The sequence below is a fragment of the Marinobacter sp. W-8 genome (assembly GCF_044342215.1).
In the GTDB taxonomy this organism is placed as follows: Bacteria; Pseudomonadota; Gammaproteobacteria; order Pseudomonadales; family Oleiphilaceae; genus Marinobacter; species Marinobacter nauticus.
Map to the genome: position 1 here is coordinate 3,648,128 of NZ_CP172297.1, position 22,110 is coordinate 3,670,237.

Below are 22,110 nucleotides of genomic sequence, written 5' to 3' on the forward strand. Positions count from 1 at the left end.
CGGTTCAACGCTCCGGGTGGTCGGCCACCAGACGCCGGATATCATCGGCCAGAGTCATGGGATCAAAGGGTTTCGGAATGACACCGATAGCGCCCAGCGATCGGTATTCTTCAATTTCCGAGGGCTGCAAACGAGCGGTCATAAAGATAACCGGAATATTCAGCCCCTCCGGGCGCTGCTGCAGGGCTTTCAGAGTCTGAGGCCCATCCATACCCGGCATCATCACATCCAGTAAAACCAGATCCGGTCCAAATTCCTCAATGCGCGATAAGGCTTCCTGACCAGAGGCACAAAGGCAGACGTCGAAGCCGCCCACATCCACCAGTGCCAGCTCAGCCACACTGCGAATGTCCTCATCATCTTCAACGTAAAGCACACGATCAACTTGTTGGCTCACGAGGGCTTTAACTCCTCTGATTGTGTCTCATCCAGGCCCAGCCGTCGCAGTAAACGCTGGCATTCTTCGCCGGCTTTCGCCCCCGCCGCTTCCAGAGAGGCCGCCCGCATCAGCAGCCGGTCTTCACGGGTACAGTCAGAACCAAGCGAATGCACTGCCCCAATCAATTCCCTCAAACCAAGTGGCAGATGCCAGTGAATTTTCAGTCGGTTTCCAAACGGTGCGGACCATTCCCGAAACAGGGCTTCAAACGCGGCCTCCTCGACCTCGCCACCCAGCGCCACGTATTCATCCAGCACTTTGACCAGGGCCATCTCACCAAGGCGACTGAGCAAGCCAGCCTGCTGGAACAGCATCGGCTGCTTTTTGAGTCTCAGCGCCAGAGCCTGGGCGGATTTTGCGACACTGAGCGCCTGGCCATAATAGACGTCAGCCCGGGCGCGCAACGGCGGATGCTGGATATTCCGCGAGACATCCAGAGACAATGCCAGCGCCTGGTTTAACGCCATCGCAACCCCGATCGAACTGATCGCGTCCCGGACTGTATCCAGAGGTTCACCCGTACGGCGAAAGGAGGTGCTGTTGGCCACATCCAGCAGGCGCAGCGTCAGCGCTGGGTGATCCCGCCACCGTTCTGCAAGTTGCGAAGCAGAAAGCTCTTCCTGACGCCGGTATAAATCCAGAATCTCAGCAGCATCCAGATCGGACGGCAACTGCGTGATGTTCTCCAGAGCATCAGCCAGATAACTCGAGACCGCGGGCAACCGGGCGGGTGTGTCAGAAAGAAGCTCCGTGAGTCTTTGATGCAGGACACGAACGTCCAGAGGCTTGGTGATATAGCCATTGATGCCGTAATGGGCGGCCTTCAAAACGGAGTCCCGATCGGCCCGGGCCGAGACGATCACAACGGGCATGGTCGCTTTAGCCGAACGCACCCTGCGAACCAGCTCCAGCCCCGAGCCATCCGGCAGGTTCCAGTCCGCAATAATCAGATCAAAATCGTCATCTTCAACATATCGGAAGGCTTCGGACAGCCGGCTCGCCACCGTCACCCGCATGCCTGGACGGAGCCCCGCCACTACGGTCTCCAGCAGCTCCGAAAAGAGATCATCGTCTTCAAGCACCAATGCTTTCAAGGCATTCTCCGCAACATGATTGACCTACGCGTTATCGGTATACAACGTAACGCCATTGCGGCCGTTTCGTTTCCGCTCATAGAGTGCCTTGTCAGCCGCCTCGATGATTTGATCACCGGCAGAAAAATCATTGATTTTTGCGACCCCCGCGCTGAACGTCACGTGGAACACGTCGTCTTCACTGGAAAACTCCAGTTCAGAAAAGCTCTCAAGAATACCGGACATCAGTCGCAGGGCTGCTGACGGCTCACAATGCGGCAGTACCACAAGAAATTCTTCACCACCGTAGCGACCGATGGCATCGGATTCCCTCAGCCGGTTGCGCAAAAGATTGGCCAGAGTCCGGATGACGACATCACCCTGTGCATGCCCCCAGGTGTCATTCACCTGCTTGAAATGATCAATGTCCAGCAGTACCGCAACAGAGCTGTAATCGCCCCGGGTGCAACGCTGACGCTCCCTTTCCACTTCCTGTTTGATTACCGAGTGCTTCAGCAGTCGCGTCAGACTATCGCGGTTCATCAGCTCAGACAGCTGCCGAGCCCGATGACAGCGCATCTGGACGGCCCGGATGAGGTAATCATCGGAAATCGGTTTGACCAGGAACTCATCGGCACCGCCGGACAGCGCCCGAAGCTGGCGCTCCGGATCATCTTCGGAAGACAAGTAAACAATCGGCAGGCTCAACCAGCGGGCATGGAAGCGGATCATTCGAGCCAGAACTACGCCAGAATGCGCGCCAAGCTCAATATCCATCAGCAACAGCTCAGGTTCGAACGCGTAGAGTTCTGACAGCAGCGTCAAAGGGTCCGATACGGCATGGGCCTCAATACCGACAGAATTGAGCACCAGGCAATAGTGCTCGGCCAGTTCCCGGTCGTCGTCGACGATCATCACGCGGCCTTTGGTGCCGGCGGCCAGTTCCTGAACCAGGGTTTCCAGCCGCTCCACCAGCTCGGGCAAATCCACCGGCGCCGACATGAAGGCACGTGCCCCGTGCTGGGCAACGTGATAGCGACGATCGAAGTTTTCGGCCTGTCCGATGCAAACAACCGGCACCGGTGGCTGATAGGCGCCGCGGGGATGGGCCTCCAACCAACGAGCCACACTTTCAATACTGGCATCGCTGCAGATCACGGCTGCGGCATTACCAGGATCAGTACTTGAAGCCTGCACCACGCCTTCCCGGCTCTCTATCGTCTCGACAGAAAACCCGTATTTCTGCAATTCATCCGGCAAGGACGCCAATTGATCCGTGGCGTCAAGAACCACGATCAGCCGAACCTGCATGCCATGGGAGACCAGCTCTTCATCAGGTTGCGTCGATCTTTCCCGCTCCGTGGACAACGGGTTATCCAGATCGGCGATGCCAATCAGGAGTTCGAGCTGATCGGCCAAGTTTTCATCAACGGGAAGACAATCGAACTGGGCGTCGGATTCCTCCACCAACACTTTTTGCTCCCGCTTGAGACGTTTTTCGAGCTCTCGTGCAAATTCTCCAAGGGAGGGGAAACCAAACGTGCCCGCAGATCCCGCCAACTTATGAAGCCTTTGGCTACAGTCACTGAGGGTCAGCTCATCCACCCGGCCCTCTCGAATCAGGGTCGCGAACCCCGAAAGGTAGGTCAACTCGCCCCTTAAACGCTCGATAAAACGCAGTTTCAGAACGTTCAGGCGATCACTGATGTCGTCTTGCCGTTGGTTATCCAAAAAAACTCCCCGAATCCTGGTTTTTCCGACTCTGGAAATACTCTAAGCTCTATGTAAGCACGTTTTTCCGCTCTCGACCACGCCACTAAGGATTACCGTTGAGATCCCCATCGTTAGGTATACGCGTTACCCTGATTACGATCTCCAGCAGTATTGCGACCATGGCAGCCGTGTTGTTTTTTGCCTACAACGGGCTGGTAAGGGATTTCGAGAGCGTTCTGACCCAACGGCAGCTGCTGGAAACTGACTCGGCTGCCCGAGTTGTAGACCAACAACTTCAGATTCGCCTGGAGGCCCTGAAGGCCTTCTCGGCTTTTCTCACTGACGGCGACAACCTGCGCCCTCTGCCTGAGCTGAAAGAACTTCTCGGACGCCAACCCAGTCTTGAACGCTATTTCGAAGGCGGCCTGCTCATTTTTGATGACAAGGGGGTCGCCATTGCAGAGAACCGTTTTGTGCCCAGACGAATCGGCACCAACTACTCAGACCGCCCGCATTTCCGGGAAGCCCTGACCAGCCGGCAAGCAGTGATCAGCCGCCCCATTATCGGCCGCACCACCGGATTGCCGCTGTTGTCTTTTCTGGCTCCCATTGTCAGTGACGACGGCGATCTGCTGGGCTTGGCGGGCGGCAGCATCAACCTGGCTGAATCAGGCATCATTCCCGACTCCTTGAGTGAAAGGAGTAACGCCATCTTCATGGTGCTCGATACCGGGCACTTTACACAGGTGGATTCGCTGACCCCAGGGGCTCCGATGCCTGAGCTACCACCACCCGGCGAGAACCTGATTATTGACGCTGCGCTGTCTGGCGTCACATCGGGTGTCGTGACCGACAAATCCGGTAAACGCTGGATTTATGCGACCCGTCACCTGGAGCGTGTCGGCTGGTTGTTTCTGCGCGCCGAGCCCTATGAAGGCGTGACCGGCCCGGCCAGGGCCTCATTTGAAAGCTTTCTGCTGCTCAGTGTACTGGCGGCACTGATTCTGGCCACCGCAGCCTGGCTACTCGGGCGCACCGCCACCCGGCCCCTGGAACACATGTCCACACGGATAAGGGCCATGGTGGATGGCGCATCGGATACCCGCCGGTTGAAGCCCAAGGGCCCGCCGGAAACCCGCAATCTTGCGCTGGCCTTCAACCGGCTGATGGAGGAACGGGAAGCTCTGGACCAGATGAAAGACCAGTTTGTGGCCACCGTGAGTCATGAATTGAGAACGCCTCTGACCTCAATCAACGGTTCTTTGAAACTGCTGGACCGGGAGGCGGCCGGCGAGCTTCCGGAAAAGGCCAGGAAAATGGTGGAAGTAGCGCTGCGCAACGGCGAACAACTGCAGCTGCTGATTTCAGATCTGCTGGATTTCAATAAAGCCATCGCCGGAAAAATGATGTTGCAGATTGGCACAATCCAGGCCAGTGAAGCCCTGGAGCAGGCCATTGAGGGCAATCGCTCAATGGCCACCCATTATGGAGTCTCTTTGTGCGCAGTCCCGGCCGCTGAACCCTTGGTGGTCCGAGCCGACCCCCAACGACTGCGACAGATACTGGACAACTTTATCAGCAACGCCATCAAGTTCTCACCCACTGGCGCCGCCGTTCAGCTGTCCGCCCGAGCAGTTAATCAGAACACCATCCGATTCATCGTTTCGGACCACGGCCCGGGGGTGGATGAGCAGTTTATTCCACATTTGTTCGAGCGGTTTGCACAAGCCAATCCATCCTCAAAACAGGCACAGTCCGGCACTGGCCTGGGGCTGGCCATTTGCCGTGAGCTGGCCCATCTGATGCACGGCCAAGTGGGCTACTATTACCAGCAAGGGGCCCATTTCTGGCTCGACATTCCCCGCCAGGAGACCTCAAGGGAGCCTGATCATGAAGTCACCTGAGTACCCACCCGAAGAACCACAGCGGCTCTCCGCCCTGGAGGCGACAAAGCTGCTCGACACTCCCCCGGAGGAGCGCTTCGATCGGGTAACAAGGCTTGCCGCCGAGGCGTTCGATGTGCCCATTGCGTTGGTGTCACTGGTCGACCGGGAACGCCAGTGGTTCAAGTCCTGCTATGGCCTGGGAGTCCGGGAAACCGGTCGTGACATTTCGTTCTGCGGCCATGCCATCCTGAAATCCGAAGCCTTCGTGGTTTCCGATGCCCTCGCCGATGAACGCTTCTCCGACAACCCCCTGGTCACGGGAGAACCTCACATCCGTTTCTATGCGGGCGCACCGCTGGAAGACCGCTCCGGCTTTCGCATTGGCACCCTGTGCATTATCGACAAAAAACCTCGGGACTTTTCGAACCGGGACGAGAAAACGCTCAGAGACCTGGCCGATATCATCGAACGCGAACTCCAGTTTCAGGAGCTGGGCAACTACTACAGTGAGCGCACCCGGGCACTGAATGCACTGAACGAAATCGTTCTGGAAGTGAAAGGCAACCTTGATACCGCCATTCCGCTGGCGCTCAAAAAGGCCAACCATTTCCTCGGAACAGAGACGGCCATTGTCAGCGAAATCAATGGTGGCACCTACACCATACTCTGGCACCATGCACGCCGAAACAAGGCGCTTGAGAACGGACTCACCTTGCCCGTTGAGCAAACCTACTGCTCCATTCTTCTCGAGCGGAGTGACGTACTCGCCATCAACCACATGGGGCGCTCGCGATTTCAGGACCACCCCTGCTACGCCGAGTTTGGTCTGGAAAGCTACCTGGCCGCGCCAATCTGGATAGATGACACACTGTTCGGAACCCTGAACTTTTCATCCTCCATACCGCGCAAACCACCGTTTACCGAAACGGAAAAGATGTTTGTAAACCTGCTGGCCCGCTGGGTTGCCGATGCCATTCACCAGTCCCGACAGGCCGACACCCTGGAAAAACTCGTCAGCAGCGCGCCGGGAATGCTCTACCAGTACCGCCTCTGGCCGGACGGCCATAGCACCTTTCCCTACACCAGCCAAGGTATCCAGCAGATCTACAACATCAGCGCCGAAGCTGCGGCAAACGATGCCAGCCCGGTCTTCGGCGTCATTCACCCGGAAGACCTTCCACAGGTTGCGGAGAGCATTCAAGAATCCGCAGACAACTTGAGCCGTTGGCACCAGCGTTATCGGATTCAGTGGCAAGGCCAGAACTGGCACTGGGTCGAGGGGCAGGCCAACCCCGAAAAACTGCCGGATGGCAGCATTCTCTGGCACGGCTATATCGTAGACATCAATGAGCGATACGGAGCCGAACAGATGAAGAATCAGTTCATCTCCACCGTCAGCCACGAATTGCGAACTCCCCTCACTTCGATTTCCGGGTCCCTGGGGCTGATTTTGGGTGGCGTTACGGGGAACATCGACGAGAAAGGCCGTCACATGCTCTCCATCGCAAAGCGCAACGCCGACCACCTGAAGCTGCTGATAGACGATCTCCTGGATATCGAAAAACTGATTGCGGGCAACATGCCCATCGCGTCTGAGGAACAGAACATTGGAACGTGCGTAACCACCGCCATTGAAGAAATCCAGCCCTTCGCCAAACAGCGTCAGGTGCGCATCACTCTGCGGGACGGTTCACCGGGGCTCACGGCGCTGTTTGACAGCATCCGGCTGAAACAGGCTATCACCAACCTTTTGTCCAACGCCGTCAAATTCTCACACGAGCACGGCGAAGTCCTCGTCGATATTGAATCGTCAGAATCGGCGGTCCGCATCTCGGTGAAAGACCAGGGGATCGGCGTACCTGAGAGCTTCCGATCCAGGATCTTTCAGAAGTTCGCGCAGGCAGATGGCTCTGTTACCCGCGGACAAGGCGGGACCGGCCTTGGACTGTCAATCACCAAGGAAATCATGGCGCAGATGGATGGCAGTGTAGGCTTCACTTCTACCGAAGGGCAAGGATCAACATTTTGGCTGGAATTGCCATTAATGTGAACTTACGTTCGCCAGGTTAAAGGCGGGTGAAGAAATGGTGGCGTCGGGCGGACCATGTCCAGAAAGGACATAGTCCGGGAGCCACCCGTTTCATTGAGCACCCCGCCCCCTCAGGCGTTTTTCAGCATCTCCCGCACCACGTAATGCAGGATACCACCATGCTGGAAATACACTGCCTCGTTGGCAGTATCAATCCGTGACTTCAGCTCGCAGGTTTCGGTAGAGCCATCCTTGTATTTCACCGTCATGGTCAGGGTCTGGCCCGGCTTGATCTTGCCAGACAGTCCCTGAATGCTGATCGTTTCCTCCCCGGTGAGTTTCAGGCTCTTGCGATCAGTCCCCTCCGGGAATTGCAGCGGCATCACGCCCATGCCAATCAGGTTGGAGCGATGGATGCGCTCATAGGATTCCGCTACCACGGCTTTTACGCCCAGCAACCGGGTGCCCTTGGCGGCCCAATCCCGACTGGAGCCGGTGCCGTATTCCTTGCCGGCAATCACAACCAGCGGCGTGCCCTGCTCCTGGTATTTCATGGCGGCATCGTAGATGGCCATTTGTTCCCCGGTGGGCACAAATTTGGTGAAGCCGCCTTCCACGCCGTCGAGCATTTCATTGCGTATGCGCACGTTGGCAAAGGTGCCGCGCATCATCACCTCGTGGTTGCCCCGGCGGGAGCCGTAGGAGTTGAAGTCTTTTGGGTCTACCCCATGTTCCTGCAGGTATTTGCCCGCCGGGGTATCCGGCTTGAAGGAACCGGCCGGTGAGATATGGTCGGTGGTCACCGAATCCCCCAACAGGGCCAGGATGTTGGCATCCTTTATGTCATCAATGGCCTCGGGCTGTTCACCCATGCCTTCGAAGAAGGGCGGATGCTGGATGTAGGTGGATTTATCGCTCCACTCGTACACCTTGCTCTCCGGCACCTTGATGGACTTCCAGATGTCGTCGCCCTCGAACACCTCACCGTATTCCTTGCGGAACATGTCGGTTTTCACCTTCTCGACCGCTTCGGCAATTTCGGCCTGGCTGGGCCAGAGGTCGTTCAGGTACACCGGGTTGCCGTCTTTGTCGGTACCCAGCGGGTCTTTGGTCAGATCCAGCCTTACGTTGCCCGCCAGGGCATAGGCCACCACCAGGGGCGGCGAAGCCAGCCAGTTGGTTTTCACCAGCGGATGCACCCGGCCTTCAAAGTTACGGTTGCCGGACAGCACCGAGGCTACAGTAATGTCACCATCGGTAATGGCCTTTTCCACGGCATCCGGCAATGGGCCGGAGTTACCGATGCAGGTGGTGCAGCCGTAACCCACCAGGTTGAAACCGAGCTTGTCCAGGTCGTCCTGCAAGCCGGCCACTTTCAGGTAGTCGGTGACCACCTTTGAGCCCGGCGCCAGAGAAGTTTTCACCCAGGGCTTGGTGCTCAGGCCCTTCTCCACCGCCTTCCGGGCGATCAGGCCGGCGGCCATCATCACGCTCGGGTTGGAGGTATTGGTGCAGGAGGTAATGGCAGCAATCACCACGGCACCCGGATCCAGCCGGCACTTTTCGCCGTTCATTTCCAGCGGCTGACTGGCCGGGTGTTCGTAGCTGTTATCCACCCCCACTGCGGTCTGGCCGCCTTCTGATTCCAGCTTGCCTTCCTGGGTTTTCGCCGGGCCTTCCGACGTTTCCATCAGCAATTCAAACGACGCTTTCATGTTGGTGAGGGCAACCCGGTCCTGGGGCCGTTTCGGGCCGGCAAGGCTGGCTTCCACCTCACCCATGTCCAGCTCCAGGGTGTCGGTGTATACCGGCTCATGACCGGGTTCCCGCCACAATCCCTGGGCTTTGGCGTAGTTTTCAACCAGTTCCAGCAGTGCTTCATCCCGCCCGGTCAGGCGCATGTAGTTGATGGTTTGTTCATCCACCGGGAAGAAACCACAGGTAGCACCGTATTCCGGCGCCATATTGGCAATGGTGGCACGGTCGGCCACCGGCATGTCTTTGAGGCCGTCGCCGTAGAACTCCACAAACTTGCCCACCACGCCTTTCTTGCGCAGCATTTCCGTGACGGTCAGCACCAGGTCGGTCGCCGTGATGCCCTCCCTCAGCTTGCCGGTGATCTTGAAACCGATCACTTCCGGAATCAGCATGGAGACCGGCTGGCCAAGCATGGCGGCTTCCGCTTCGATACCGCCCACGCCCCAGCCGAGTATGCCCAGACCGTTGATCATGGTGGTGTGGGAATCGGTGCCCACCAACGTGTCCGGGTAGGCGATGGTTTTACCGTCCACCTCCTTCTGCCACACCGTTTTGCCCAGATATTCCAGATTCACCTGATGGCAGATGCCGGTGCCCGGCGGCACCACCCGGAAGTTGTCAAAGGCCTGCTGGCCCCAACGCAGGAACTCGTAACGCTCCTGGTTGCGCTCCATCTCGATGGCCACGTTGTCTTTGAAGGCCGACGGATTGCCGTACTTGTCCACCATCACCGAATGGTCGATCACCAGATCCACCGGCGATAACGGGTTGATCAGGGCGGGATCTTTACCAGCGTTCTTCACGGCCTCGCGCATGGCCGCCAGGTCCACTACCCCGGGCACCCCGGTGAAATCCTGCATCAGAACCCGGGCCGGACGGAACTGGATTTCGGTATCCGAGCCCCGGTCTTTCAACCATTGCACCATGGCATCAATGTGAGAGCGGTCGACCGTGGTGTCGTCTTCGTTACGCAGCAGGTTCTCCAGCAACACTTTCAGGGAGAACGGCAGGCGGCTGAGATCGCCCAGGGTGTCTGCTGCCTTGGGCAGGCTGTAGTAGTGGTAGGTCTTGCCACCCGCGCTAAGGGTGGAGAGGGTATTCAGGCTGTCTTTACTCAGGGATGAACTCGACATGCGATGCCTCCTCTTCGGAAATCTCCTTTAACTATTGCATCGAATGACGAGAGTTCAACTGTAGTCCTGTGAATGTTCTGCATTACCCCGGTGAATACTGTCAGTATCATCCGTGACCTGGCGTATACAAATTAAACAAAAGGACGATACTTAAGCCAATCCCGTACTGATACCGTACATACCTCAAATCTCTTCAGCTTTTACAGGAATCTCGCTTGCTGGCGCTTGATCACTTCTTTGTTCTTAATCCAGAGACCGACAAGCTGGTGTCGGGCCAATACGACTATGGCCTGGTGATGTTGTCTCTGCTGATCTCTGTGGGCGCTTCCTACCTGGGGCTAACCCTGGTTGCCGCTGCGCGCCGCAGCAACACCCTTTACATGCAGCGCCTGCACCTGTTCAGCGGTTTAACCGCTTTGGGCATTGGCATCTGGTCCATGCATTTTATTGGCATGCTAGCCTTTGAAATGCCTACCCATGTGCATTTTCACCCCTGGATTACCGCACTATCCGCCGTCCCAAGTCTGTTTGCTTCATGGATGGCACTCAGCCTTTTGGCCCGGCACGAACTGACCGGGCCGCGACTGATCGGTGGTGGCGTGGTGGTCGGGGCCGGCATCGGTGCCATGCACTATCTCGGCATGACCGCTATGGAGATCGGGCCGGCACTTCGCTACGACCCAACGTTATTCGCACTGTCGATTGTGGTGGCGGTGATGCTGGGCACCCTGGCGCTGTGGATCAGCTTCGGGCTGCGCCATAGAACTCGCCTGCGTGGGTACAAGCGCCGTTTACTCGCCGGTACCGTGATGGGGCTGGCCATCGCCGGCATGCATTACACTGCGATGGAAGCCGCCCGGTTTATCGGCCAGCCCGCCCCGGATTTTCTGCCCGGGAGCAACAGCCACACCGTTCTGGCACTGACCATTGCATTCGTAACGGTAACCCTCAGCCTGCTCGCATCCGGGGTGAACGCGGTGGCCCGCTATCGCGCCCTGATGAGGCGCAGCCAGGAAACCGCCAGCGAACTGCGCACCATCGTTGATGCCGCCGTGGACGGTATTATCAAGATCTCGGATCGGGGGATCGTACTGTCCTTTAACGAGTCGGCAGAACGCATCTTCGGTTACAACGCCGATGAAATCGTGGGCAAGAATATCAACATGCTGATGCCCAACCCCCATCGGGACGCCCACGACGGCTATCTGAAAAACTACCTACGCACCGGGGAACGTAAAATCATCGGTTCAGGCCGCGAAGTCTGGGCGCTGCATAAGGATGGCCACCAGATACCGGTGCGCCTGGGCATTGGTGAATCCCGGCTGGGTGGCATCAGCACCTTTGTAGGCTTCATCACTGATATTTCCGAGCGCCATCGCATGGAAACCGATCTGCGCCAGGCAAAAGAGGACGCAGAACAGGCTGCCGCCGCCAAAAGTGCGTTTCTGGCCAACATGAGCCACGAAATCCGCACCCCGATGAACGCCATTATCGGCTTCACAGACCTGGTACTGGACACACCGCTGGATGAAACCCAGGCACGGCATCTTGGCGTGGTGAAAACCTCGGCCCGGTCTCTGCTTAACCTGCTCAACGATATACTGGACACCGCCAAACTGGACGGTGGTCATACCGAACTCGAACTGCACGATTTTAACCTGCGCCGGCTCTGTGACCAGGTGATTGCCACGCAATCCCTGAACGCGGCGCGCAAAGGGCTGTATCTGACACTGGATTATCAGGCCGGCGATTACTACCAGGGCGATCCCCTGCGCGTTCAGCAGGTGGTACTGAATCTGTTAAGCAACGCGGTCAAGTTTACCCAGACGGGTGGCGTCACCCTGCAGGTGCAGGAGCCCGCCGCGGGCAAAGTGGTTATCCGGGTTGAGGATACCGGCATTGGTATTTCCGCCGATCGCATCGACAGGATTTTCGAACCGTTTACCCAGGCTGATTCCAGCATGACCCGTCGCTTCGGTGGCACCGGCCTGGGCACGACCATTGCCCGCCAACTGGTGGAACTGATGGGTGGCACCATCAGCGTAACCAGCAGCCCGGGCGAAGGCTCGGTGTTCCAGGTAGAACTGCCCCTGCCCACCGGCCAGGCCGTGGACGAGGATACGCTGGCAGACCAGGAAATCGCGCTTCCCCCTTTGCGCATTCTGGTTGCCGATGATGTGCCACAAAACCTGGAACTACTGAGAACTTTGCTGCTTCACCGCAAACATGACGTCACCACGGCCGCCAACGGCCAGGAAGCGGTGGACCTCTACCGCAACCAGGCCTTCGATCTGATTCTGATGGACGTGCAGATGCCCGGCATGAACGGTCACGACGCCACCCGGGCCATTCGGCAACATGAAGCCGCCGCCCAACGCAGCTACACACCCGTGATCGCCCTGACCGCCAGTGTGCTGGAAGACGACCGCAGGCAGGCCCTGGAGGCGGGCATGGACGGCTTCGCCATCAAACCACTCAATCTGCCGGAACTCACTGCCGAGATGGCCAGAGTCCTGGGCATAGAGGCTTCGGCACCGAGCAATGCAGGTCATGATGTCGACGACTGTACGATAGATACCGTCACGCTCAGGCAGCTCTGGCCGGACGCCCGAAAACACCAACTGGCAGCCAAACGCCTGTTGCAGGCACCCGAGAACCAGCCCCGCGCCATCCGTCTCAGCTCCGACAACCCTGCGGCAGACGCCCACCGGGTTCGCGGCATTGCCGGTAATCTGGGGTTCCGACAGCTGGCGGCAACCCTCGCCAATCTGGAAACCCGGCTGAAATCGGACAAACCGGTGCCGGATGCACTGTGGCAGGAACTCCAGGCTGATTTTGATCGGGCACAGCAGTGGCTGACCGAACAGCCTGCGGATTCTGAGATGTCCTCCGAAAGCGGGACAGAACCTGATGCCATAGACTCGAAAACGCTGGCACAAGTGATCGAACGCCTGAGCCAGGGCGAGATTCCGGAGCGTGCTATCGAACAACTGAAGCCAGGACTGCCCACGGAGATCGCCGATGCGATGAACGAGGCTCTCGACGACTTCGAACCAGAGAAAGCGGCCGAACTTCTGATCACTTTTCGCGATACCCTGGAGGCCTCGCAATGCTGACCGACACCAAGACCCTGCTGCTGGTGGACGACGAGCCAGCCAACCTTCAGGTGCTGCGCAACATACTTTCGGACCACTACCGGTTACTGTTTGCCAAAGATGGCGAGCGGGCGCTGGAACTGGCACGCAGAGAGAAACCGGATCTTGTCCTGCTTGATGTGATGATGCCGGGCCTGTCCGGTTACGAGGTGTGCAAAACCCTGAAAGCAGACCCGGATATCCGCACTATTCCGGTTATCTTCGTTACTGCATTGTCGGACGCAAATGACGAGGCCCGGGGCTTTGAACTGGGCGCGGTGGACTATATAACCAAACCCGTGAATGCGGCGATAGTCCGGGCCAGAGTGAAAAATCATCTGTCTCTGGTGCGTATGGACGAGCTGATAGAGACCCGGCTGGCCGTTGTTCAGCGGCTTGGGCGAGCGGCAGAATACAAGGACAACGAAACCGGCCTGCACGTTATCCGCATGAGCCATTTTTCACGGTTGATTGCACTGGAAGCGGGGCTCGGCGAAGCCTGGTCCGACACCCTGCTCAATGCCGCCCCGATGCACGATATCGGCAAGATCGGCATTCCGGACGCCATTCTCCAGAAACCTGGCAAGCTGGAGCCGGATGAATGGGCCATCATGCAACGCCACGCGGAAATCGGGGCGGAGATCATCGGTGAAGACGGCTCAGATCTGCTCAACATGGCGCGGGAAGTGGCACAGAACCACCACGAGAAATGGGACGGTAGCGGCTACCCGAAAGGCCTGAAAGGAAGCACCATTCCCATCTCTGCCCGGATCGTGGCCCTGGCTGATGTCTTCGACGCTCTCACCAGCGAGCGCCCTTACAAGAAAGCATGGTCGATAGAACAGGCAACGGATTTGATTCGCGAGCAAAGCGGCAAGCATTTCGACCCGGAACTGGTCGGAGCCTTCTTCCGCTGCCTGCCGGCGATACTTGAGGTGCGCCAGCGTTGGCAGGAATCCTGATCGCGTCAAAGGCGAGCTCGGCCATGTCCGCCTCTCAACTGTGAACACAGCGGGTGCGGCTCGGGTCGAGTTCTGTCATGATTGGCGGCTGATTTCTGACGGATCAGGAACTGTCTCACGTGAAGCACGATTGTCATTACCATCCGGGCGACCCTGCCAAGTGGCATTGTGGCGAATGCCAGATGCACTACTGCAGCCGTTGTATGCCGGATGCCGATACCCGCCAGCGTCGGGGGCTTTGTCCCCGCTGCAGTAAAGCCATGCGTTATCTGGGCGCCGCCACCGAAGTGGTGCCCTTCTGGCAGCGGGTAGGGGCCTTTTTCCGTTACCCCTTCCACACCGATCCGCTGATTGTCATCGCCATCTGCACGTTGGTTCCTGTGGTGGCGCCAGCCAATATTATTGGCCTGATCATCTGGCTGGTACTGGCGCTGGCGCTGTTCAAGTACACCTATGCGGTGATCAATCACACCGCGGAAGGCCATCTGAAACCGCCAGCGGTGTCGGTGGCGTTTACCGGCAGCGGCTTTGACATTGTGGTGCTGCAACTGCTGGTGTTTGTGCTGATGGGCGGCCTGGTAGGCGCCGCCGCCATGCTGGGCGGGCCGATACTGATGATGCTTGCGGTGGCGTTTGTAGTGCTGGCACTGCCGGCCAGCATCATGGTGCTGGCCATGGAACGCTCGGTGGGCGCAGCTGTAAACCCCATGAACCTGGCGGTGCTGATCTCGCGCATCGGCACGCCCTACTTCCTGCTTTACGGATACCTGATTTTGCTCACCCTGGCTTCCGGCGCGGCGCAGGATTTTGCCGTGAACCATTTTCCCATGTGGGTGGCCCAACCCCTGGCCGGTTTCCTGAACAGCACCTTTACCCTGATCCTGTTTCACATGCTGGGTTACCTGCTGTTCCAGTATCAGGAAGAACTCGGTTTTGCCTCGGACATTCAGGACGAGATTTCGGAAACCGACCAACACCAGCGGGATCGAAGCAGCCGGTTTGATGCCGATCTGGACATGAACCTGAAAGACGGCAACTACGACCGCGTGCAGAGCATGCTCAAGGAAGCCCTCAAACGGGACCGGACCAACCCTACCCGCATCGGCCAGCTCTACCAGTTGCTGACCGCCCGCAATGATGCCGAAGAGCTGTACCGCTACCACCCCAGGATTATGGCCTGGCTGGCCCAACGGCATGATGGAGACGGGTTGAATCAACTGTTACAGACGTTGCAGGTGGTGGAGCCGAGGTTCCAGCTGGACGACCCGGAACTGGCAGTGCAGTGTGCGGGCACCCTGTACCATCGGGGCCACCATAAAGCAGCTATCCGTTTACTGCAGGATTTCCACAAACGCTTCCCGGACAGCGATCAGCTGGCACCGGCCTACCTGATTGTCGCACAGGCCCTCGCCAATGGCCTGCAGCAATGGGAAAAAGCCGGTGCTTTCCTGTCGTTCATCAAGAAGCGCTGCGTGAACCATCCGGCCCACGAGCACATTGATGTCTGGCTGGAGCAGGCGGCGAACCAGCAACCGTTGAAAGGTCCGAAAGCAAGCTTTCAGGTATCAGACTGAGGGCTTGCCTGCCACGCCTCAGCCGTGCAGCTGCAACAGCTGCCGGTAATGGCGCGCTTTCGGCTCCATTTGCAGTTTCTCGAACTCTGCCACCAGAAGCCGGCAGGCTTCGTTCACCATGTCCGGTTCGGCCTTGGCTCGCATGCGCTCAAACGCCTTCTCCGCAGCTTTGAAATCATGGCGCTTCAGGCTGGCGAACAGCACACGGTTGTGCGCCTCCGGTGCCAACGGATGATAGGCCTCACCCTTGCTCAGGTACTCCTGCCAGACATCCACCATCTGTTCCGGCTGCCGCCGGGCGATGGCGTCGGCCATCATTTCCTCGGCGAGCAGCCGGTAGCTGTCCAGGTCCGGCCTTAACTTAGCCAGTTGATACAGGTGCTCGAGCAGCACGGGCCGTTCCGGATAACGCTCCCGCAACGCCTCGAACTGGCGCCGGGCCAGGTCGAACTCCATGCGGCCAAGGCTGGTCATGGCCTGGCCATAGGCTTTGGTGAACTGTTCGTCCTGTTCTTCCTGCTCCGGCTCGAAGAACTCGTCTTTCACCTGCAGCCAGCTCTGGCCCAGCAGCCAAACCAACCCTGCACCGGCCGCCAGGCCACCGGCGTGGGCCATATAGGCAATACCGGTGGCACCGGCAAACCAGTAGTCATAGATTTCCTTGCCCAGCCAGACCGGCAGCATGGCGATGGCCGGTGCCCGGAAATAGTTGAAGTAAACCCCCAGGAAGTAGAAGAAGCGGATGCGCTGCAGCCCGTAAATAGCCACATACATGCCCATCAACCCGGAAATGGAGCCGGACGCGCCCACCAGAGGTACCTGACTACCCATGGAAAAGGCGGTAAATACCAGGCCGGACAAGGCACCGCACACCAGATAAGCCACCAGAAAGCGCCCCGGGCCCAGCGCTTTTTCCACGGTAAAACCCAGCAGGAACAGGAACAGCAGGTTACCAATAATGTGGCCCCAGCCGCCGTGCAGGAACTGGTAGGTAATGAGCGTGTACAGCGAGAGCTCTGCCGGCACCAGTCCCAACTGATAAGCACTCATCCGGCTGATCCACTGTTGCTCGATCGCCGAGCGCTGCTCCAGCCAAAGGTTGCGCTGTGCCGGGGCCCAGATCAGATCCCGGTTCTGCTGCAGATACTGGTAAAACTCACGATCCAGCAGCAACGTCACCGCCTGCCAGAGTGCTTCCTCATTTTCCTGAAGTTGCTGGAATTCCTGCAACTCCAGAACCCGCTGCTGGCTGCCTTCGAACTGGATTTCCCGCTGCAGGTAATCCTCGTAAGCGGGGGCCTCTAGGGCCAGCAGATCGCTCTCCAGATAGTCTTCCAGTGCGGCTTCGAACTTGCGGTCGTCTCCGCCCTGGTAGAACAGAAAGACGAGCAGGCAGGCCATGATCAGGCCCAGGGTTACCCAGGGTGGGCGTTTCCAGTTTACGGCATTCTCGGCAGGAATAATCAGCATGGGCGGTCACAATTCATCATAATCTGTCCCTGAAAAGCTGCTTTTTACCACAGCGGGGCCTTCTTTTCCCGGTGTAATCACACAGTCACACAAATGCCATTCAATCGGTAGCTATAGAACCCGGGCGGCTATCGACCATTCGCCAATTGCCGTTATGGCCTCTGACATCAATAGTGAAGGGGACATAACAAAAAACGCCGGGCACTCGACTCGAGGAAGCAGCAAATGACCGTACTTGTTCTGGACAACCCCGATATGCTGGCCAAGGCCGCCCTGGCCTTCGCCGGCGCCAACGGGCAACTGTCGGCTGACGCCGACCGTCCCCACCGTACCCGATTCCACTACGGTTTCAACAAACACACCCTGGATGCCCAGGATATCGACATGCTCAAGCGGCACGCGGCTTATATCAAAGGGCACCCCGGCATGCGGGTCCGGATTCACGGCCACGCCGACAATTTTGGCTCTGCCGAATACAACCGTTTTCTGGCCCGGCTCAGGGCCAATGCTGTGGCCCGGCTACTGATTCAGGAAGGCGTGTCGCAATCGGCCATCCTGCTGGCCACCTGGGGCTCCGATCGCCCGCTGACCCGGCCGGAAGATCACGCTGCCAACCGGCGGGTGGAACTGGAATATCTGAGTCTGGATATCGCCCAGGCACTGTAATCGCCAGAAACACAAACGGGGCCTCGCGGCCCCGTTCTCCAATGGCTGGACACCGTCTCAGCCATAAACCTGCCAGACGTTCCAGAACAGCAGCAAGGCCGCAACCAGAATCGCCAGCCAGGTCAGCAGGATACCGATCATGCGCGCTTTGTGTGGCCCGCCCTTGCCATTGATCATGCCCCAGGCGTGGAGAATGCGGCCCACCACCAGCGCCATTCCGGTCCAGTAAATCAGCGAACTGGAAACGCCATTGAGCTCGGCAATGGCGAGCATGATCAACCCCAGCGGTGCGTATTCCACAAGATTGGCGTGGGCGCGCACGGCAGCCTCGAATTCCGGGTCATCATTAACCCCAAGGCCCTTGCGGTATTTCAACCGGTACTTGACCACCTGAGCCGACAACACCAGCAACAACAGGCCGGTGACAGCCGCAAAAACAGCAGTGACAGGTACGATCATGTCAGCCCTTCTTGATCTTGTTGACGATGGCCAGCAGCAATACGGCGCCTACCGTTGCGGTGACCAGACGGCCAATGGCGCCGTGGGCCGACAGCTGCAACAGGCCAAACAGGAAGCCGCCGATAAACGAGCCGACAATCCCGATACCAATGTTGGCCAGCACGCCAAAGCCCTTGCCCTTCATGATCAGTCCGGCCAGCCAGCCGGCCAGACCACCAATGATCAGAAACCAGATCAGGTTCATTATGTCACTCCCCAGATGTCCAGAATCAGCGTCAGTTTCGTCCGAAAGACTGCCCTGTTTTCACTGGCTGTTCAAGCAGTTCCGTGGGTAAGTGCGAGGTCAGCAATGGCCTCTTCCATTTGCTGGCGACAACGGTGCATCAGTTCAGGAATGTCTGAACTGGTCATGCCCTGTGTTTCGACGGGTGGCAGGATCCGCAAAGGGACAGGCTCCCGTCGTCCGGTCCAGCCTCTGGATTTGCCATGGTATTCACCGGCACACACCATGGTAATGGGTGCACCAGCGGCAACGGCCATGTGAAACGCCCCTTTCTTGAAGCTACCCAGGCCACGGCCACGACTGCGGGTTCCCTCCGGAAACACCCAGATGCTCTTGCGCTCCCGGTTGATGGCGTCGCTGGTAGCTTGCATGGTGGCCACCGCTTTGGTGGAACGGCCGCGATTCAGGATGATATTGCCTCCCAGCCAGAATACCTGCCCGAAGAATGGCACCCACACCAGTGAAGATTTACCAACCGCCACACCACGAGGCGGTAGCAAATCACCCATCACAAACAGGTCATCGTTCTGCTGGTGATTGGCGATAATCACGGTCGGCCGATCCTTGGGCATGTTTTCAGCGCCATAGAGGGGACGTTTCATACCCAGGATACATCGGCCGATTCTGGCCACGACCCAGCCCAGAATGCGGTTATTGTCGGGGTTGAAAGGGCGTAAGAGGTAGAGCACCATCATGACCAGGCATACGACAGGAACACTGAGCCAGGCCAGGATTTTTCGAACTAGTGACATTCTGTTTGATCCGATCCACTGCATTTTGGCGCACAAGTGTACGCCAACATCACAGAGCGGCAACAGTATCAATTTGTTCCATACCGTAAGCCGGCTTTGCCTCCACCACATAACGCAAGGGTCCGGAGGCGTCCAGGCTGTCAAACGGGTAACAGGTGATCATTACCAGAGTACCCTGGGCCAGCGACCGGGTATCCAGAGACTCCCGGGAACTGTCCACCACCCGGGTGGCCGTCACCTGATAACGTCGCCACTGCCGATCCATGCCCTGCAGCCTGACCGCATCGCCCGGCTCCAGGTGCTGCAGATGGCGAAAGTGGGTGTCGCGGTGGCCAGCAAGCACCACCGGCGCACCGGGACCTTCACTGCCTGGCACTCGCCCGGGACCAAAGGCCAGACTTTCACCATGCACGCCCTCCAGCACGATCATGGACACACCCTGTGCCGGTATATCCAGCTTCGCCACGGGCCAGGTATCGGCCCAGGGCCAGGGCCGAGCCTCGCTCTGCCTGGCCTGGCTTTCGGCCCAGGCCAGCTCCAGCATTTCCTGGGCCACCAGTGCCTTGAAGGGAATCCACAAACCAAAAACCAGCAGGGTGGCGGAACAACCCACCAGCAATAACAACGCCCGGTTCATAGTGTCTGCCTCCGGCTGAGCATGACAATGGCCAGCGAGAACATCAGCCCTACCAGCCCCAGGGCGGTCAGCAACGGGCCGAAGGTGGCAGTTTGCGGGTAACGCAGCATTCCGGGCTGGCTGCCGGCCGGCAGCAAGGTGGGCACGGCCTCCTGATTGAGGGATTCTGCCTCTGGCCGAGATACACGCTCCTCAATGGCAACGAAGCTGGTGAACGGCGACATCACACCATGGCTCAGCGATAACTCGACGATGGCCGCCTCATCAGGCTCAGTGCCCGCCAGGCGCGCGCTGTCCATCACCGCATCAATGCGCCCCCGGGCCCACTGTCGGTCCAGGCCCTTGCCCGGCGCAGCACTGGCAAGATCCAGGCTGGTACGCCACGGCCGGCCGCCGGGCAAACGGCCAGAGACCGTCACTTCCCCTTCGGCCGGTGCACCACGAACCACCTGCACCAGAGGCTGACCATGGAACAGATCCCCCGGCTTGGCCGGCACAGGTTGCGCGGCGTTGCCCGGCCATTGTACTTCGACATCGGTCATCACCGGCGCTTCCATAGCGGCAAACAGTTTGCCCAGGGCTTTATCCACTTCCGCTGCGCTGTGTACGGCGGTGTACTGGCCCCGGCCCCAGCGCGCGGCTTCCCGGAGAAAATGCATGTTCGGTGCAGAACCAATGGCGACGGTAAACAGCCGGCGGTTTCCAAGCCCGGTGCGGATCTGATCGAACAGGGCCGACTCATTGCCGACGGCGCCGTCGGTCATGAACACCATCTGCTGTACATGGCCAGTGGATTCCGAGCTGTCCATACCCATCGCCAGTGACAGCGCACCCGCCATTTCGGTACCGCCATCGGCGTCCAGATCCTGCACATAACGACGCGCCCGTGCCAGATAGTGGCCATTGGCGGTCACCGGTTGCGGATAAAGGGCATGGGCCTGGCTGTTGAACTGGATAACATTGAACCGGTCTCCGGGGCGCAGAGTATCGAGCCCGCGCAACAAGGCCGAGCGGGCCTGCCGGATGGACTCCCCGGCCATGGAGCCGGAGGTGTCGATAACAAACAGCAGCTCTCGGCGAAGAACCTGGCCGGTGGTCGCCGGCGGCATGACCATGGCCATCAGAAAATCCTCGCCTTGCCATTGCTGATGGAACAACGCCGCCGTCGGCGCCTGGTTGCCGGCGGGCCGCCAGCGTACTATCACATCCCGGTCCATCAATACCGGCCCCTGTTCCGGCGCCACTTTTGCGCGGCTACCCTCCAGCTCTACCTGCAGCGGATGGCTGGGGCTGGTCACCTCATCTACGGGTAACCCGGCTTCGATCTCCAGGGCAATGGTGGCGCGGTGACTGCCGGCGTTTACATCGTCAGGAAGCACCGTAAACGGACTGATTTCATCGGCATCGGCAACTTGCGTGGTGGGTAATGACCAGCCGGATTGCCAGGCACTGGCGGGCGCAGAAACAGGTGCGCCAGGCATGTATCGGGGTGTAAGCGTGGTAGGCAAACGCAACTCGAATTCGCCATGACGATAGTCTACCGGTTGCTGATATTGCACTTCCACGGTCACTTCCTCGCCCGGTGCGATGTTGGCAATCCGGCTGGTGAACAGGTTCGGCCGGTTCTGCTCCACGGTCGCCGCTTTCTGGCCAGCCTGCTTTGCCTTTTCATAGTTCTGGCGGGCCTGGGCCCGGGGTTGTAGCTGGCCCACAATCCGCCGCTCGCCAACGGTCATGGTGAGACCATAGACACTGGCCTGCTCCGGCAACGGGAACACAAACAGGCCTTCCTGCCAGACATCGCTGGTGTTGCGAAAGGTCCGGGTCAGGTGCGTCTGCGCCAGCAAGCCGGTCACCTGCACGTCAAACCGGCTGTCCAGGACCAGGGCCGGTTCCTGCCACGCACTGTTGCGATCAACCAGATACAGCTGCCCAGGCTGTTCAGGTTCCATGGCGCGGGCCTCGGCATACAACGGATGTACAAACAACATCAGCACCATGGCCAGCCAGAGACTGATGCCCTCGGCACAGCGGATCATTTTTCGTCTGGCCCGGGTCGAGAGCACCGGTTTTAAGGACGGATGGTGGCATTCCGGCCGAACGACCGGGTTAGCAAGCAGCGATAGCAGCATCATTGGATTT

16 protein-coding genes are annotated in these 22,110 nt (G+C 58.7%); 6 read left to right on the plus strand and 10 right to left on the minus strand.

Annotated features, from left to right (window positions below; translation table 11 throughout):
- Window positions 1–4: 4 nt before the first annotated feature.
- From ACF8YQ_RS16995 to ACF8YQ_RS17005, 3 genes are read right to left on the minus strand one after another with little or no spacing between them, the layout of a single operon-like run.
- Window positions 5–397, minus strand: coding sequence for a response regulator (locus ACF8YQ_RS16995; RefSeq protein ID WP_114435218.1), 393 nt, complete (start codon window positions 395–397; stop codon window positions 5–7).
- Window positions 394–1,533, minus strand: a complete 1,140-nt coding sequence (locus ACF8YQ_RS17000; RefSeq protein WP_222562205.1) for a response regulator — start codon at window positions 1,531–1,533, stop codon at window positions 394–396. Before ACF8YQ_RS17000 ends, ACF8YQ_RS16995 begins: the two co-directional genes overlap by 4 nt.
- A 24-nt stretch (window positions 1,534–1,557) precedes the next feature.
- Complete coding sequence (locus ACF8YQ_RS17005) at window positions 1,558–3,243, minus strand: diguanylate cyclase (RefSeq protein ID WP_222562204.1); 1,686 nt, start codon at window positions 3,241–3,243, stop codon at window positions 1,558–1,560.
- A 161-nt stretch (window positions 3,244–3,404) separates the two neighbouring features.
- Here ACF8YQ_RS17005 and ACF8YQ_RS17010 point away from each other — a divergent pair, with 161 nt between their 5' ends.
- On the plus strand, window positions 3,405–5,129 hold the full coding sequence (locus ACF8YQ_RS17010; protein ID WP_396622093.1) for an ATP-binding protein: 1,725 nt from the start codon (window positions 3,405–3,407) through the stop codon (window positions 5,127–5,129).
- Entirely contained in the window at window positions 5,116–7,161 is a 2,046-nt protein-coding gene (locus ACF8YQ_RS17015) for a GAF domain-containing protein (protein ID WP_396622094.1), read from the plus strand. The genes ACF8YQ_RS17010 and ACF8YQ_RS17015 overlap by 14 nt, the downstream gene beginning before the upstream one ends.
- A 110-nt stretch (window positions 7,162–7,271) precedes the next feature.
- Here the strand turns inward: ACF8YQ_RS17015 and acnA are convergent, their stop codons facing one another.
- A complete protein-coding gene (gene acnA / locus ACF8YQ_RS17020) occupies window positions 7,272–10,031 on the minus strand; it encodes an aconitate hydratase AcnA (RefSeq protein ID WP_396622095.1) in 2,760 nt (919 codons plus the stop codon).
- A gap of 215 nt (window positions 10,032–10,246) precedes the next feature.
- Between acnA and ACF8YQ_RS17025 the strand changes: the two genes are divergently transcribed.
- The 3 genes from ACF8YQ_RS17025 to ACF8YQ_RS17035 all read left to right on the plus strand — a co-directional run bounded on the left by ACF8YQ_RS17025 (window position 10,247) and on the right by ACF8YQ_RS17035 (window position 15,701).
- Window positions 10,247–13,147, plus strand: a complete 2,901-nt coding sequence (locus tag ACF8YQ_RS17025) for an MHYT domain-containing protein (protein WP_396622096.1) — start codon at window positions 10,247–10,249, stop codon at window positions 13,145–13,147.
- Window positions 13,141–14,127, plus strand: coding sequence for a two-component system response regulator (locus ACF8YQ_RS17030; protein WP_396622097.1), 987 nt, complete (start codon window positions 13,141–13,143; stop codon window positions 14,125–14,127). Before ACF8YQ_RS17025 ends, ACF8YQ_RS17030 begins: the two co-directional genes overlap by 7 nt.
- A 119-nt stretch (window positions 14,128–14,246) precedes the next feature.
- Window positions 14,247–15,701 carry a hypothetical protein gene (locus ACF8YQ_RS17035; protein WP_396622098.1) on the plus strand — a complete coding sequence of 485 codons (1,455 nt, stop codon included), beginning with the start codon at window positions 14,247–14,249 and terminating at the stop codon, window positions 15,699–15,701.
- A gap of 18 nt (window positions 15,702–15,719) precedes the next feature.
- Here the strand turns inward: ACF8YQ_RS17035 and ACF8YQ_RS17040 are convergent, their stop codons facing one another.
- Window positions 15,720–17,171, minus strand: coding sequence for a rhomboid family intramembrane serine protease (locus ACF8YQ_RS17040; RefSeq protein ID WP_396622099.1), 1,452 nt, complete (start codon window positions 17,169–17,171; stop codon window positions 15,720–15,722).
- A 225-nt stretch (window positions 17,172–17,396) separates the two neighbouring features.
- On the opposite strand from ACF8YQ_RS17040, the gene ACF8YQ_RS17045 reads away from it, so the two are divergent.
- Entirely contained in the window at window positions 17,397–17,837 is a 441-nt protein-coding gene (locus tag ACF8YQ_RS17045; RefSeq protein ID WP_199452828.1) for an OmpA family protein, read from the plus strand.
- A gap of 57 nt (window positions 17,838–17,894) precedes the next feature.
- Here the strand turns inward: ACF8YQ_RS17045 and ACF8YQ_RS17050 are convergent, their stop codons facing one another.
- The 5 genes from ACF8YQ_RS17050 to ACF8YQ_RS17070 form a co-directional block, all read right to left on the minus strand.
- Entirely contained in the window at window positions 17,895–18,296 is a 402-nt protein-coding gene (locus tag ACF8YQ_RS17050; RefSeq protein ID WP_199452826.1) for an MAPEG family protein, read from the minus strand.
- A 1-nt stretch (window position 18,297) separates the two neighbouring features.
- Window positions 18,298–18,540, minus strand: coding sequence for a GlsB/YeaQ/YmgE family stress response membrane protein (locus ACF8YQ_RS17055; protein WP_011787088.1), 243 nt, complete (start codon window positions 18,538–18,540; stop codon window positions 18,298–18,300).
- 71 nt (window positions 18,541–18,611) lie between these two features.
- A complete protein-coding gene (locus tag ACF8YQ_RS17060; RefSeq protein WP_206853807.1) occupies window positions 18,612–19,331 on the minus strand; it encodes a 1-acyl-sn-glycerol-3-phosphate acyltransferase in 720 nt (239 codons plus the stop codon).
- A gap of 49 nt (window positions 19,332–19,380) precedes the next feature.
- Window positions 19,381–19,968: a class GN sortase gene (locus tag ACF8YQ_RS17065; protein ID WP_396622100.1), complete on the minus strand. Its 588-nt coding sequence runs from the start codon at window positions 19,966–19,968 to the stop codon at window positions 19,381–19,383.
- Window positions 19,965–22,103 (minus strand): marine proteobacterial sortase target protein, encoded by a 2,139-nt coding sequence (locus tag ACF8YQ_RS17070; RefSeq protein ID WP_396622101.1) that lies wholly within the window; start codon window positions 22,101–22,103, stop codon window positions 19,965–19,967. Before ACF8YQ_RS17070 ends, ACF8YQ_RS17065 begins: the two co-directional genes overlap by 4 nt.
- Window positions 22,104–22,110: the final 7 nt, after the last annotated feature.